Origin of the sequence: Nocardia transvalensis NBRC 15921, assembly GCF_000308875.1 — a bacterium.
GTDB classification, from domain to species: Bacteria; Actinomycetota; Actinomycetes; order Mycobacteriales; family Mycobacteriaceae; genus Nocardia; species Nocardia transvalensis.
Map to the genome: position 1 here is coordinate 115728 of NZ_BAGL01000013.1, position 14650 is coordinate 130377.

At 69.3% G+C, this 14650-nt stretch carries 10 protein-coding genes; 6 read left to right on the plus strand and 4 right to left on the minus strand.

All coding sequences use genetic code 11. The annotated features are described in order from the left end of the window. The first annotated feature begins 3 nt into the window (after positions 1–3). The 4 genes from ON41_RS05600 to ON41_RS05615 are packed head-to-tail and all read left to right on the plus strand — an operon-like array spanning position 4 to position 9902. Positions 4–1641, plus strand: coding sequence for a condensation domain-containing protein (locus ON41_RS05600; RefSeq protein ID WP_040745692.1), 1638 nt, complete (start codon positions 4–6; stop codon positions 1639–1641). Continuing rightward, complete coding sequence (locus tag ON41_RS42605; RefSeq protein WP_051161008.1) at positions 1638–6320, plus strand: non-ribosomal peptide synthetase; 4683 nt, start codon at positions 1638–1640, stop codon at positions 6318–6320. The genes ON41_RS05600 and ON41_RS42605 overlap by 4 nt, the downstream gene beginning before the upstream one ends. Further along, positions 6310–8172 carry an ABC transporter ATP-binding protein gene (locus tag ON41_RS05610; RefSeq protein ID WP_063709836.1) on the plus strand — a complete coding sequence of 621 codons (1863 nt, stop codon included), beginning with the start codon at positions 6310–6312 and terminating at the stop codon, positions 8170–8172. The genes ON41_RS42605 and ON41_RS05610 overlap by 11 nt, the downstream gene beginning before the upstream one ends. Continuing rightward, positions 8169–9902, plus strand: coding sequence for an ABC transporter ATP-binding protein (locus ON41_RS05615; RefSeq protein ID WP_085995616.1), 1734 nt, complete (start codon positions 8169–8171; stop codon positions 9900–9902). Before ON41_RS05610 ends, ON41_RS05615 begins: the two co-directional genes overlap by 4 nt. A 131-nt stretch (positions 9903–10033) precedes the next feature. Here the strand turns inward: ON41_RS05615 and ON41_RS05620 are convergent, their stop codons facing one another. Then, positions 10034–10591, minus strand: a complete 558-nt coding sequence (locus tag ON41_RS05620) for a TetR/AcrR family transcriptional regulator (protein ID WP_051161009.1) — start codon at positions 10589–10591, stop codon at positions 10034–10036. A 94-nt stretch (positions 10592–10685) separates the two neighbouring features. Here ON41_RS05620 and ON41_RS05625 point away from each other — a divergent pair, with 94 nt between their 5' ends. Together ON41_RS05625 and ON41_RS05630 are read left to right on the plus strand one after the other, a co-directional pair. Then, the gene (locus ON41_RS05625; RefSeq protein WP_040745695.1) at positions 10686–11597 is read left to right on the plus strand and encodes an aldo/keto reductase; all 912 of its coding nucleotides are present in this window, start codon (positions 10686–10688) and stop codon (positions 11595–11597) included. A 115-nt stretch (positions 11598–11712) separates the two neighbouring features. After that, positions 11713–12279: a GNAT family N-acetyltransferase gene (locus tag ON41_RS05630; RefSeq protein WP_051161010.1), complete on the plus strand. Its 567-nt coding sequence runs from the start codon at positions 11713–11715 to the stop codon at positions 12277–12279. Positions 12280–12304: 25 nt separating this feature from the next. On the opposite strand, the gene ON41_RS38815 is transcribed toward ON41_RS05630, so the two are convergent. The 3 genes from ON41_RS38815 to ON41_RS05645 all read right to left on the minus strand — a co-directional run bounded on the left by ON41_RS38815 (position 12305) and on the right by ON41_RS05645 (position 14597). Next, positions 12305–13459 (minus strand): caspase family protein, encoded by a 1155-nt coding sequence (locus ON41_RS38815; protein ID WP_051161011.1) that lies wholly within the window; start codon positions 13457–13459, stop codon positions 12305–12307. A gap of 1 nt (position 13460) precedes the next feature. Continuing rightward, complete coding sequence (locus tag ON41_RS05640; protein ID WP_040745697.1) at positions 13461–13820, minus strand: effector-associated constant component EACC1; 360 nt, start codon at positions 13818–13820, stop codon at positions 13461–13463. A gap of 78 nt (positions 13821–13898) precedes the next feature. Continuing rightward, positions 13899–14597, minus strand: coding sequence for a siderophore-interacting protein (locus ON41_RS05645; protein WP_040745700.1), 699 nt, complete (start codon positions 14595–14597; stop codon positions 13899–13901). Between the last annotated feature and the right edge of the window lie 53 nt (positions 14598–14650).

The window sequence follows — 14650 nt, forward strand, 5'->3', positions numbered from 1 at the left end:
GCCATGCCCGATACGCCATCCCGGTCCGCCGACCGCGGTATCCCGCTGACGCTGGCCCAGCAGGCCGCGTTGCTGCCGGAGCGCATGCGCCGCACACCGGTCGCGAATCTGTCCGTGGCGCTGGAGGTTTCGCCCGGCCTGGACGCCGAGGCGCTGGATCGCGCCGCGGTCGCGGTGATCGAGCGGCACGAGATCCTGCGCACCGTCTACCCCGACGATCGCCGGATTCCGTACCAGCGGGTGGTTCCCGCGCCCGAGTCGGTGGTGGAGGTGGTCGAGACGGACGAGGCTCGCCTCGATGCCGAGCTGGCCGCCGATGCGGGGCGCCAATTCGATTTGCTGACCGAGTTGCCGGTGCGAATCCGGTTGTACCGCTTACCGGGTCGCGACGTGCTGTCGATCGTCGCGCATCCGGTGGCCGCCGACGACCGGTCGCTCGAGCTGCTGGTCGCGGCGCTGTTCGAGGCGTACGACGGTGCGCCCGTGGCGGCGACCGCCCAGTACCGGACCTTCGCGCTGGCACAGCTGAAGACGCTGGCGGGCAATGCCGCCGGTGACGCGGGCCTGAACTACTGGCTGGAGCGGCTCGCGGAGCTGCCCGAGCGGGCGGATCTCACGGATGCGGAGCCCGGTGAGTCGGTCGCGCGCCGGGTGTTCCGGGTATCCGGGGTCGTCACCGAGGCCGACGCGGTTGCACTGGTGGCGCATGTGCTGAGCGCGGCCGGAATGGGCGATGACATCGCCGTGGGTGTCGCCGATTCCGATCGGGGCGCCGACGGGGCCGATACGGCCCTGGGCAACTTCGCCAATCACCTTGTGCTGCGGATCGATACGGCCGGTGGACGTCCGCCGCGGCAGCTCGTCGCGGACGCGGCGGCGCTGGTGGACGAGGCGCGGGCGCATACCGGGACCCGCATCGAGCGGATCACCCACCAGATGCGCGGTGTGGCCGCGGTATCCAGCGGCTCGCTGTTCCAGGCGCTGGTCACAGTGCGGCCGGGCGCGCTCGCGCCCGCGGTGTCGGGGCTGAGCGTGCGGGAACTCTCGCGCCGCACGGCCCGCCCGCACGGCGTCGACCTCGTGGTGGACGTCGTCACCGAGGACGAGGGCGCGACGATCACCCTCGAATTCGCGCCCGCACTGGCCGCGCACCCCGAAATCGGTAAGTTCGCTGACCTTCTCGAGCGGACGTATGCGGAGTGGGCCGCCGCGCCCGAGGTTCCGACCGCGCCGGCTGCTCCAGTGCTGTTCAGCCGCGACGAAGTGCCGGAGCCGGGTGTCACCGGACTGGGCGGTGCCCCGCGCACCGACGCCGAGCGCATGGTCGCGGACGCCATTCGCGAGATTCTCGACCTGGACGAGGACGACGAGGTCGGGCGCAAGGACACCTTCTTCTCGCTGGGCGGGGACAGCATCGCCGCGTTGCGGCTGGTCACCCTGCTCGGCGAGCGCGGTCACGTCCTGGACGTGCAGAAGGTCTTCGAGTTCCCGGCCCTGTTCGAACTCGCCGAACAGCTCGAGACCGCCGATCCCGCGGCCGAGTCCGCGGCGGCCCCGGCGCCCGCGGTGGCGCCGATGGCCGCCTCCGGTCTGGACCCTGCCGCGCTGCAGGCGCTCGGTCGGAAGTTCGCCGGCCGGTGACCGTCGAGATCCGCGACGTCGTCGCGCTGTCCCCGCTGCAGCGCGGGCTGTATTCGGTGAGTTCACTTGCGCGCGAGGGTGATCCGTATCTGGTCACCTTCGCGGTGCGGGTCGACGGCCTCGCCGATCTGCCCGCGCTGCGGCGCGCGTTCGACGAACTGCTCGACCGCTACCCGCATCTCGGGGCCTCGGTGCTGGCCGAGGACGTGCCGCATCCGGTGCTCGTGATCACCTCCGCCGGCCGAATCGGCTGGCGGGAGGTCGATCTGCGCACGGCGGACGATCCCGAGGCGGCGGCGCGGCAGCTGTACTGGGACGAGGCGCGACGTCCGCTGGATCTCGACATCGGCCCGCTGTTCCGGGTCGTGGCGGCGCGGGTCGGTGACGCCGACTACGAATTGGTCTGCACCGCACACCATATCGTCGTGGACGGCTGGTCCATCCCGCTGCTGTTCTCCGATCTGATCGCGTTGCACGCCGGTGGCGGCGCCGCGCTGCCGCCCGCACCGCCGCTGCGCGAACACGCGGCCTGGTTGGCGACCCGCGACACCGCGGAGTCGGGGCGGGCTTGGGCGTCGGCGCTGGACGGCCTCGCCCCGATGCCGATGATCGGGCCGCCGGCCCCACCCGAGGTGGAGCTGCCGGTCGTCGGCGAGGCCCGCGTGGACGCGGCCGCCACCGGCGCGCTGCTCGCCTGGGCGCGCGGGCGCGGGCTGACGCTCAACACCCTGCTCCAAATGTCCTGGGCGCGTATTCTTTCCGGGCTCACCGGGCGCGACGACGTGGTCTTCGGGCAGACCACCTCGGGCCGGGACGCGTCGCTGCCCAATGCCGAACGGCTCGTCGGCGCGCTCGTCACCACCATCCCGGTCCGCGTCCGGATGGACGACCGCGATCCGGGCGAGATCGGCGCCCGGCTGCAACGCGAGGTAGCCCGGTTGCGCGCCCACGAGTACCTCGGCATCGCCGAGATCACCCGCCACGCGGGTGCGGGCCAGCTCTTCGACACCCTCCTGGTCTTCGAGAACTCGCCCGTCGGCGACGTCACCGCCGGCATGCCCATGGGCGGCGGCGCCACCATGACCCCCCGCCGCGTCGACTCCCCGAGCCACTACCCCCTCGCGATCGTCCCGGTCCTCGAGAACGGCACCCTCATCTGCCGCGTCGAAACCCGCCCGGACGTCGAAACCACCTTCGCCCCCACCCGCATGGCCCGCCGAGTCCTCACCGTCGCCCAGCGCCTCACCGAAACCGATCGAGCCTCCGCCACCGACGTCCTGCTGGACGACGAGCCCCCGGCCCTGACCGCCACCGACCCCTCCGCCGCCGCACCGGCCGATTCTTCCGCCGCCGCATCCCCATTTTTCCGGCATGCTTTTGGCCGGAATCCCCAGTTGCCAGCGGTGGATCCCGGCCAAAAGCGTGCCGGGAAGAGGGTGCCTGGTGCCGGGAAGACGGTGGCTGGTGCCGGGAAGACGGTGGCTGGTGCCGGGAAGACGGTGGCTGGTGCCGGGAGCGTGGGACTGGGTGTTCCGGGGAAGTTGCTGGATGCTGCTGGGAGTGCTGCCGGGCGGACGGCTGTGGTCGATGCGGTGGGGGAGCACTCCTTCGAGGAGTTTGCCTCCGCTGTAAGGGCTTTGGCGGAGGGGCTGCGGGCAGCGGGCATAGGGCCCGGCGATTCCGTCGCGGTCATGTTGCCTCGGGATCGGCGAGTTCTGCACGCGCCCTTCGCTATCGGGTACGCGGGCGGTACGTGCGTGCATCTGGATCCTGCGACGCCCGCGGATCGTGTCGCCTATATTCTCGAAACCTCCGGTGCGCGAATCATCTTGGCGGACGCGGCGCGGGCCGATGTGATCGCTGAGGTTCGTGCGTCCGGGATCGATTGCCTGCACGGCGTACCCGACAACGACGGCCGCCTGCGGTTCGCGTCGCCGGAGGGGGCCTCTCCGGAGGAAATCCACGACACCGGCCCATTCTCCGGCAACGGCACCACCACTTTTCCGGCACGCTTTCGGCCGGAATCCACAACTGGGGACGCTCCCTTCTATGTCGTGTTCACCTCCGGCACCACCGGTCGCCCGAAAGGCGTTGCCGTATCGCATGGTTCGCTGCTCAATCACTGGGCGAACCACGAGCGCCGGATCTTCGCACCCACGACGGCGAAGACGGGGCGGCAGCTGCGGATCGGTCACGGCTGGTCGACCGGGTTCGATGCCGCGTGGCAGCCGACCGTCGCCCTGCTGAGCGGGCATACGGTGGTGCTGCTCGGCGACGAGGTGCGCACCGATGCCGAGCGCATCGTGGCCGCGATCGACGACTTCGGTATCGATATCTTCGACACCTCGCCGTCGATGCTGAATCGGCTGATCGCCGCGGGGTTGTTCCGGACGCGCGACGGGCGGGAGCACTGCCCGCTGGCGGTGCTGGCGCTCGGCGGCGAGGCGATCAGCCCCGATACCTGGCGGCGCCTGCGGGGCCTGCCGGAGACTCGGGTGATCAACTTCTACGGTCCCACCGAGACCACGGTGGAAGCGCTGATGGCGGACGTGCACGAGCACGCCGCGCCGACCATCGGACGCCCCTTCGACGGGATGACCGCCGAGGTGCTGGACCATCGGCTGCGTCCGGTCCCGGTCGGCGGTACGGGTGAGCTGTATCTGTCCGGACCGCAGCTGGCGCAGGGATACCTGGGCAGGCCCGGGACCACCGCCGCGGCCTTCGTCGCCGGATCGCACGGAAGGCGTTACCGCACCGGCGATCTGGTGCGGCGCGCCGCGGACGGCACCGTCGCGTACGAGGGGCGCATCGACAGCCAGGTGAAGATCAACGGGTACCGGGTCGAGCCCGACGAGGTCACCGTCGTCCTGCGGGAGCTGACGGGCATCCGGCACGCCGCGGCACTGGCGTTCACCGAGAACGGCCGAACTCGCCTGGGCGCCTTGGTCGTCGGCACACCATCGGCAGGGCACATTCGCTCGGCCCTGGCCCGGCGGTTGCCGCAGTTCATGGTGCCGACCCGCATCGTGCACGTCGAGCAGATCCCGCTGAACCGCAACGACAAACTGGATGTGCACGCCGCCGCGGCCCTGCTGGCCCGCCCGTCCGGAACGACGGCCGCCGCACAGCCGGGGACCGACACCGAGCGCACGCTGCTCGCGGTGATCACCGCGATGTCCACCGCGCCGGACGGTACGCAGCCTCGCGTCGGAATCCTCGACAGCCTGCTCGATCTGGGCATCGACAGCATCGGCGTCATCGATCTCGTGTCCCGTCTGCGGGGCGCGGGTTTCAAGGTCTCGGCACGAAATGTGCTGGCCGCCGCCGATCTGCGCGACCTCGCCCACCGCCTGGACCACCCGGACGCTCTCGACGAACCTCTCGCCGAGGTCATTCCGGCGGGAACGGTTCTGCCGCTCACGGACTTGGCCAACGAGATCCTCGCCAACGGCGACTACCGCTATCTCGCACAGTCCCAGGTGATCTCGCTCCCCGCCGAGGTCTCGGTGGACGAGATCCTCGCGCGGCTCGAGGCCCTCGCCACCGCACACCCGACCCTGCGTTCCCGCCTGCACACCGAAGGCACACCGGTCCTGGTCGTCGGCGAAACCTCCAGCGCCGCCGAACTCCTCTCGATCGCCGCCGAATCACAGGACCCCACAGCCGCTGTGGCGGCCACCGTGGAACGCCTGGACCCCGAAGCGGGCCGCATGGTCGCCGCGACCATCCTGGAGGGCCCACCCCGCCGCCTACTGCTCTCGATCCACCACCTGGCGGTCGACGTCGTCTCCTGGCTCATCCTCATGGACGACCTGCGCCGCTTGGAGCAGGGGGAAGTCCCGCTGAACGAGGTTTGCGACACCTCGCCGAACCAGGCGCACGACCCTTCTCCGAACGACACGCCCGACCCTTCTTTTTTCCGGCACGCTTTTGGCCGGAAACCACCGTCGCAGGTGGGGGATCCCGGCCAAAAGCATGCCGGGAAAACGAAGATTGTCGGCACGGCGCTCGGCGGAAGACTGACGAATCCCGCGACCGACAAGGCGGGTAAGGCTATTCAGCGTGTGGTCGAACTCAACCCTGCCCGCACCGCACAGTTGCTGAGTGGCTGTGCGAATGCCGGTGTGCCGCTGGAGGACGCGTTGTTGGTGGCGTGTGCGTTCACCGTGGCCGATACCGCGGACTCGGCGGGCTACATCGCGGTGACGCGTGAATCGCACGGGCGCGCACCGGATAACGATACGCGGCGCGTCGGCTGGTTCACCGTGGAGGAAACGGTGCTGGTGCCGGCCGATGCCGAGGGCTGGACGCCGGAGTCGGGCCGGCCGCCGCTGGCCGGCCGCACCCTGGCCGCTCGCGGCCAGATCCGGCTCAATCACCTGGGCCGATTCGATGTGCTGCAGTTCGGTTCCGGGCCGTGGACGCCGGTCCCGCTGGCGGATTTCACCTCGGAATTCGGCGTGACCGGACATCCGGATCTCCCGCTGCGATTCACCCTCGACGTGAATACCGCGGTGGTGTCCCGGGATTCGCGGCCCGTGCTGGTCGCGCAGTTCGACGTCAACTCGGCGGTACTGGACGAGGCCGAGGTACAGGCCCGCACCGACCGGTGGCTGGCCGCAGTGTCGATGTTCACCGCGGGTGGGCAGCAGAGCAGGGAGGGAAACCATGACGGCTGAGACCGTCGAACAGGCCGCGCCGGAGACGGAGGCGCCGATACCCGCGCCGGACAAGGTGGCGCTGAAACAGCAGAAGAAGGCCGACGGCGTCGCCCGCAAGAAGATCCTGGCGCCCGTGAACGGTGCGCTGGCCCTCGCGAGCCTGGTGATCGTGATCGCCTCGGTCTGCTCCGTCGTGCCGTTCATCCTGATCGTCGAGGCATGCCGCGAACTACTGTCCGCACCGGTCGATACGGATCGCGTGTGGTGGCTGGTGATCAGCGCGGTCGTCGTGCTGATCGTGCGCGGCCTGCTCGAGGCCGGGGCCCTGGTCCGGACGCACCTGCTCGACGCGAGCTTCCAGCACACCCTGCGGCAGCAACTGGCCGCCAAGCTGACCCGGGTGCCGCTGGGCTGGTTCACCGACCGCAGTTCGGGCGAGGTCAAGAGGTTCCTGCAGGACGACGTCGAGGCGCTGCACTATCTGATCGCGCACGCGCGGCTCGACTTCGTCGGCGCGGTGACCGTCCAAGTGGTCGCGCTCGTCTACCTTTTCACCGTCGACTGGCGGCTCACCCTGGTATTGCTGATTCCGCTGTTCCTCTACACGCGGGCGCTGGCCGCCATGATGGGCGAGGGGCATCGCGAGCGTTTCGCCGTCTTCGCGGGCGCCGAACGCAAGATCGAGGAGTCGACGATCGAATTCGTCGACGGCATCCAGGTGGTCCGCGCGTTCGGACAGGCCCGCAAGGCGCACAACACCTTCCAGGACGCGGTCGACAAGACGGCCGCGGGCCTGCTGGCGTGGAAGACCCCGATGACCCGGTTGCAGGCCGCCGCCGAGATCCTGCTGACCCCGCTGTTCATGATGCTGGTCGTGGTGGTGGCCGGGCTCGGATTCGTCGGGCTGGACTGGATCGAACCGGTCGACATCCTCCCGTTCCTGCTGGTCGGCATCGGGCTGGGCAGCGCACTGCTCGGCATCGGGTACAACGGGCAGGCGCTGCGCGAGGGCGCGGCGGCGGCGCTGCGGTTGCACGAATTGCAGCAGACGCCGGAACTGGTCGCCCCCACCAGCGGCGGCTCGGGGCTCGACGCGGACACCAAGGCCGGGCTGCCGGTGCGGTTCGAGGACGTCAGCTTCGGCTACCGCAAGGACCGCACCGTCCTGCGCGACATCGATATCGAGCTGGCGCCGGGCACCATCACGGCACTCGTCGGACCCAGCGGTTCCGGCAAGTCGACGCTGGCCCGCCTGCTGCCGCGCTTCTACGACGTGACCGCGGGACGGATCACCATCGGCGGCAAGGACCTTCGCGAGTTCTCCACCGAAGAGCTGTACCGCACAGTCGGATTCGTGCTCCAGGACGTGCAGATGATTCGCGGCACCATCCGCGAGAACATCCTGCTGGCCCGCCCCGACGCCGACGAGGCGACCGTCGAGCGGGCCGCCCGCGCGGCGCAGATCCACGAACGCATCGTGGCCTTGCCACGCGGCTACGACTCCGAGATCGGCGTCGACGCCATCCTTTCCGGAGGCGAGGCGCAGCGGCTGTCCATCGCGCGCACCCTGCTGGCCGACACCCCGGTGCTGGTCCTCGACGAGGCCACCGCCTTCGCCGACCCCGAATCCGAGGCTGCGGTGCAGGACGCGCTCGCGGTGCTGGTCGCCGACCGGACGGTGCTCGTCATCGCGCACCGGCTGCACACCATCACCGGCGTCGACCGGATCCTGGTGCTGGAGAACGGAATCGTGGTCGAGAACGGCGACCACCCGACACTGGTCCGGGCGGGCGGGCTCTATCAGCGGCTGTTCGAGACGAACGAAGCCTCCATGAACGAGATCCAGCTCGTGGAAGGGGAGACCCGATGATCATCACCAAGGTCTTCGCACTCGTCCCGTCCGAGTTGCGCCGTCACATTCCCCGGTACCTGGGCTTGATCGGCGGCCTGTCGCTCGCGCAGATCGCGGGCTACCTGCTGCTGATCCCGGTGCTCGAGGCGCTGTTCGACGGCGACCTGGGCAGCGCGTGGCGGTGGGCGGCGTGGATGGCGGTCGCCGTGGCGGCGGCTTCGGCGCTGTCCTACCTGGTGACGATGACCGGTCTGCGCATCGGTGTCGGCATGCTGCGCGGCGTGCAGACCCGGCTCGGCGATCACCTGAGCAGCCTGCCGCTGGGCTGGTTCGCGACCGCCAACGCCGGATCCATCTCGAAGATCATCGTGGGCGGGGTGCGCGAGATCATCAGCGTCGTCTCGTATCTGGTGGCGCCGGTGGTGACCGCGGTGGTCGTGCCGGTGGGCGTCGCCGTCGGCGTCGCGTTCATCGACTGGCGGATCGCGCTGACCATGCTGATCAGCCTGCCGGTGCTGCTGGCGGTGAGCACCTGGGCCAACCGGAGCTTCTCGAGTTCCGACCAGCGGATGCACGAGGCGGCGGCCGAATCCAATGCGCGCGTGGTCGAATTCGCCCAGGCGCAGCCGGTGCTGCGGGCCTTCGGCGCGGTCGGCGACGGCAATCGGAAGCTGTCGGAGGCGTTGCGCGAGCAGCAGCGCGCCTCGACCAAGATGCTGTTCGCGAGCGTTCCCGGCCTGATGGTCTTCGCCCTGTGCGTGCAGATCGTCTTCCTGATCCTGGTGTCGGTGATCGTCGCCCGCGGGACCGGCGGCGACCTGGCCGTGCCGGCCGCCATCGCGCTGATCGCGGTGAGCGCCCGCTTCATCGAGCCGATCAACCGGGCCGCGCAGCTGACCAACGCCCTGCGCAGCGCGGCGGCGGCCGCCGATCGCATCCTCGAGTTCCTGGCCGTGCGCGATCTGGGGGAGGCCGTCGAGGCGGTCGAGCCGGGCGCGCCGGAGATCGTGTTCACCGATGTCGATTTCGGTTACCGCGACGGCGAGAAGGTCATCGACGGTGCGACGTTCACCGTGCCGAGCGGCACCACGACCGCGATCGTGGGCCCGTCCGGCAGCGGTAAGACGACCCTGCTGCGGCTGGCGTCACGCTTCTACGACGTCGACTCGGGCGGAATCACCGTGGGCGGGCACGACGTTCGCAAGCAGCCCTCGGAAACGCTGCTGCGGCAGGTGTCGCTGGTCTTCCAGGACGTGTACCTGTTCAACCGGACGATCGAGGAGAACATCCGCATCGGCCGCCCGGACGCGACGGCCGAGGAGGTGCGCCGCGCCGGCGAGATGGCCCGCGTGGACGAGATCGTCGAGCGCCTGCCCGACGGCTGGGACTCCGCGGTCGGCGAGGGCGGCGCCGCCCTGTCCGGCGGTGAGCGCCAGCGTGTTTCGATCGCCCGCGCCCTGCTCAAGGACGCCCCGATCGTCCTGCTGGACGAGGCGACCAGCGCCCTGGACCCGCACAGCGAGGCCGTCGTGGTCCGCGGCATCCACGAACTCACCCAGGGCAAAACCGTTGTGGTGGTGGCCCATCGCCTCGCCACCATCCAGCACGCCGACCAGATCCTGTTCGTCGACGCGGGCAAGATCGTCGAAAGCGGCACGCACAGAGAACTTCTCGACCGCGGCGGCCGCTACGCCGAGTTCTGGAGTGAACGCTCGCGCGCGACAGGGTGGCATTTGGCTCCGGCCTGAGCCACACGAGTACCGGGCATAGCCAACGACCCAAGACACGTAACCCGTTTTCCGGCATGCTCTTGGCCGGAATCCACTGTGGCGAGGTGGATTCCGGCCTAAAGCGTGCCGGAAAACGGGTGGTTGGGTGGTCACGTCGGCCTGGCTGTCAGCCCGTCCATGAGCAAGTCCATTATCCGCCCCGCCTGCTCTCGTTCGTCGGGCGCGCCGCTGGCGAGGCCGATGCCCAGCAGGCTGACGACGATGTCTTCGGCGCGGACGTCGTCGCGGAGGGTGCCGTCGGCGATACCGGCCTCGAGTAGCGTCCCGACCGCGCTCGACAGGTCGGAGCGGGCCTGTGCGGAGGTGATCGCTCCCGAGGCGATCACCGCGCGCAGCGCGTCCGCGATCTCGCGTTTGGCCGCCACGTAGTCGGCGAACCGGTCCATCCACGCCCGCAGGGCCTCACGCGCGGGCAGGTCCGTGAGCAGGTCGGCCGCGCTCGCGCACACTGCACTCAGCTCCGCGCGATACACCGCCTCGACCAGGGCGTCCCGGGTCGGGAAGTGGCGATACAGCGTGCCGATGCCCACGCCCGCCTCCCGCGCGATCGATTCGAGGGGCACCTTGCCGCCGTCGTCGGCCAGCATGCGCCGGGCCGTCGCGACCAGCCGTTCCCGGTTGCGCTGGGCATCCGCCCGTTCTCGCACCAAGCGGAGGTTCCTCCGTTTCTGCTATCGTCGGTTAAGCGGAGGTTCCTCCGCATTCGTTGTCGACTATGCCACCCGAGAGAGGACAACGCATATGGGAACCAGCGAGACCGCCGTCGAGCGGCCCGGCGGAACGGCGGACCTGGCCGGTCGCCCGGTCGCCCGGATCGGCTACGGCGCGATGCAGTTGGTGGCGCACCGGCCCGGTGATCCGGCCGTCGACCGCGATGTGGCGATCGCCTTGCTGCGCTATGCCACCGGCCGCGGCATCAACCACATCGATACCGCGCAGTTCTATGGCAGCGGCGCCTGCAACGAGCTGATTCGCGCTGCGCTACAACCGTTTCCGGACGATCTGGTGATCGTCAGCAAGATCGGCGCGACGAACGCCGCGGACGGCGCTCTCATCGCCGCGCAACGTCCCGAGCAACTGCGCGCGCAGGTGGAGGAGAACCTCACGACCCTGGGCATCGATCGACTCCTCGTGGTCAACCTGCGTCGCCTGGACGGCCCGCCGGGCATCATCGCCGAGGGTGACCAACTCGTCGATCTCGACAGCCAGCTCACCGAACTCCTGGCCCTGCGGGACGCGGGCAAGATCGGCGCGATCGGGCTCAGCAATGTCTCCGCGGAGCACCTGCGCCGTGCCGTCCCCGCCGGAATCGCCTGCGTACAGAACATTCACAACCCCGTGGACCGCAGCACCGAAGCGGTGCTCGACACATGCCGCGAGCACGACATCGCCTGGGTCCCGTATTTCCCCTTGGGCTCGGCCTTCCCCGGTCTGCCGAAGGTGACCGACCGTCCCGAGGTCCAGTCGATCGCGGCCGACCTACAGGCGACACCGGCCCAGGTCGCCCTCGCCTGGCACCTGGCCCACTACGCCCACACCCTGTTGATCCCGGGCACCACCAGCACCCGGCACCTCGACGAGAACATCGCCGCGGGCACGGTCCGCCTCGACGCGCGCGGGACGGCCGTCCTGGATCGGCTCGCTACACCGTGATCGACTGTGGCCGAAGCTTTCTCGACCACAACGCGGTGTGCGAAGGCGAATCGGAGGGCTAGTCTGGAACCGCGCACTCACTGTGTCGTCAGGGACGTCCGCGGGAGGCCGGGACATGATGAGCGGGGATTCGGCGGTAACGGTCACGGCGGTCTCGGGCGGCGATGCCGCACCGGAGATCGGCGCGATATGCCATCTCTACGACGAGGTGTTCTCGGTGGCGCCCTTCGTCTGGCCGGACGGGGAGTCGGCACGGCACCGGCAGATGATGGGGAGGATTGTGGATGATCCGACATTCGGCGCCGCGCTGGCCCGGGCGCGCGGCGATCTGGTCGGATTCGTCTACGGCGTCGCCCTGACACCGCTCACCCGCTGGTGGGAGGGATTTCAGGAACCCGTGGGCGAGCAGTTCCTCGCGGAGTGGCCGGGCAGGACATTCGCCGTCATCGACCTTGCCGTGCACCGGGATCGGCGAGGGCGCGGAGTCGGCCGGCGACTGCTCGGCACGCTGCTGGCCGCCCGCCCCGAGGAGCGGGCGACCCTCGCCGTCCAACCGGACGCCGTGGACTCACACGCCTTCTACAAGGCACTCGGCGGCTGGCACCTGATCGGCCGCCAGGACACCCCGGGCTCCGTGTCGTCCCAATTCGATATCTATGTAAGTGATTTGGTGAATCGTTAGGCGGTCCGGCGGAACGTCACCACTGCTATGCCGGGCCGCGCGGCACGAGGCACTGTTCGAATACCCAGCCCTTGTGGGAGTCGTGAACAGCCACCCAATCGTCTCGGTATTCGCGCGGACTGAGGCCGCACGTATCGTCTCCACGCTCGCCTTTGACGGATTCACAGGCACCCGCGAATGTTTGTTCTTGCTCTGCGGGCTTTCGAATGTGGAAGGTTTCGGCAGCGTCGAACGACGGTTCCGTGCGGCCTACCACCTCCGTAAACCCGGCCTGTACCGCCCACACGCAGTTCCCCGCCGAGCCGGCCCCCTTGTCCGGTATCAGCAGGAGAATTCCAGCCGCGGCGAGAACGACCACACCCGATACGACAGCGCCGATCACCGACAGTCGTTTCCGCAACCGCCTTTCGGCGGGCCGCTGCGGCAGCGCGACGGTGACTCCCTCTCCAGGCTCTCGGCGGAGGGTGAGTTCGCCGCTGGTGTCCGTGGTCGCCATCTTGGGCTTGGGCAGCTTTCGCCGGGACATCTCGGCCCGCAACGCCCCGTAGAGCGCCTGCACCGTGAGCGGCGTGCCCGGCGTGGGGTGCCCGTCTCGCAGCACCTCGAGCAGGACACCCGTGAATTCGGTATGCACCCGCCCGGGCCGCGCATGCGAGATCTTGTTCGCCGCAGTCGATGTGAGCGTCGTGGTGCCGCTGATCTCGATATCGTGCGCCGGGATCACCGTCGACATCGCGGTACCGATCGCCAGGCCGGAATAGCAGCAATCGAGAATCAGCACTTTGGTTTTCGCACTGCTCCCGCGCAGGACCTCCGCGACATCCTCGAAGGCGACGGCACTCTCGGGCAATCCCTCCGGATCGGTGTCGCCGACCGCGAGGTACAGGCGATCCCGCGTCGCATGCCGCAGACCGTGGCCCGCGTAATAGACGAGGAGGACATCCAGGGCCTCGTCGGCGGCGGCGCGTAGCGGGGCCATCAAGGCGGACTGGGTGGCCGGGTTGTGGACCACCTCGCACCGCGATTCTCCGAAGATGCCGATATCGGCATCGGTCAGCAGCAGGCGCAGGTCGAGGAGGTTGTTGTGGATTACGGGCAGGTCCGGGAGCGCCCGGTTCCGGTATCGGCTGGTGCCGATGAGCAGGGCGCGCGACGGGGACCGGTCGGCGGCCGCGGTCACCTCACTCCTCGTCGAGGAATTCGTCGACCGCGCCGAGGATTTCGCGCGCGGCGGTGGTGGATCCGCAGGCGAGTTCGATCTCCGGGCCGCCGGGCTTACGCACGGTCAGCGTGATCTTGGTGGCCTCGCGCTTGCGGGACAGCCAGTCGAACAGCGAGGTCGTCGCGGCCGCGGCGGTCCCGCTGCCGAGCACGACGACGACGGAATCCAGAACGCCGCCCATCTGGCCCTCGCGAATGGGCTCCTCCCGCAACCGCACTCGTCCCTGTAATTCTTCGTCGTCCTGCAACCATCTGGCCAACGCACGCAGTTCGTCGTCGTTCTGCTGGTCGAGGCGTATCGCGATGGTTCCGGCTGTCACAGTTCCCCCAGCGACAAGTGGTCGGACACTTCGAGCCACCACTGTAGCTACGCGGGGGTTGGCCTCGGCGGAGTTCCGTCACTTCCAGTAGGCGCGGGCGGCGATGTTCTGCTTCGGGAGTGTGGTTCGGAGGGATTTCACGATGGCTCGGGTTGTCGCGGCGTCGCAGGCTGCCCAGGCGAAGGCGTTCTCGGCGCAGGTGAGGGATTCGGCGGCCTGGCGCAGGAGTTGGCCGTAATTGACGCGCTGGACCCAGGTGACCTCGGTCTTCGGGCCCGAGCGGACGGGGAGGGTGCGGTCGGAGTCGTACTGCCATTCCAGCCAGACCCGGGCGGGCGTGTCGCCGATGGCGTCGAGCAGGGAGTTGATCGCGGGGAGCGAGGCGGTGTCACCGAAGACGACGAATTCCGAGGGCGTGGGATCGGGGACGGCGAATTTCGAGCCCATCACGGTCGCGTCGATGACGTCGCCGGCCGACGCCCGCTCGGCCCAGCGCGACGCGGGACCGCCGTGCAGGGCGAATTCGATATCGAACGAATCCTTCTCCGGATCGGGATCGACCAGCGTGTAACCGCGCTGCAGCAGCGTGCCGCCGTCGTCCGGGAACCACAGGCGAATCCACTGCGTGGGGTGCACGGGATGGTCGGTCAGCAGGCCGCCCCCGGTGAAGCCCAACCGCAGGTAGCTGTCGCTGACACGGTCCGCGGAGGTCACGGTCAGCCGGTAGTCGTCGGCCCGCAGCGCTTTGAGGACGAGCCCGTTGATGCCTTTGCCCATATGGTTAGGTTAGCCAAACCACATCCCTGACGCTCGGCCAACTCCGTGGGTTA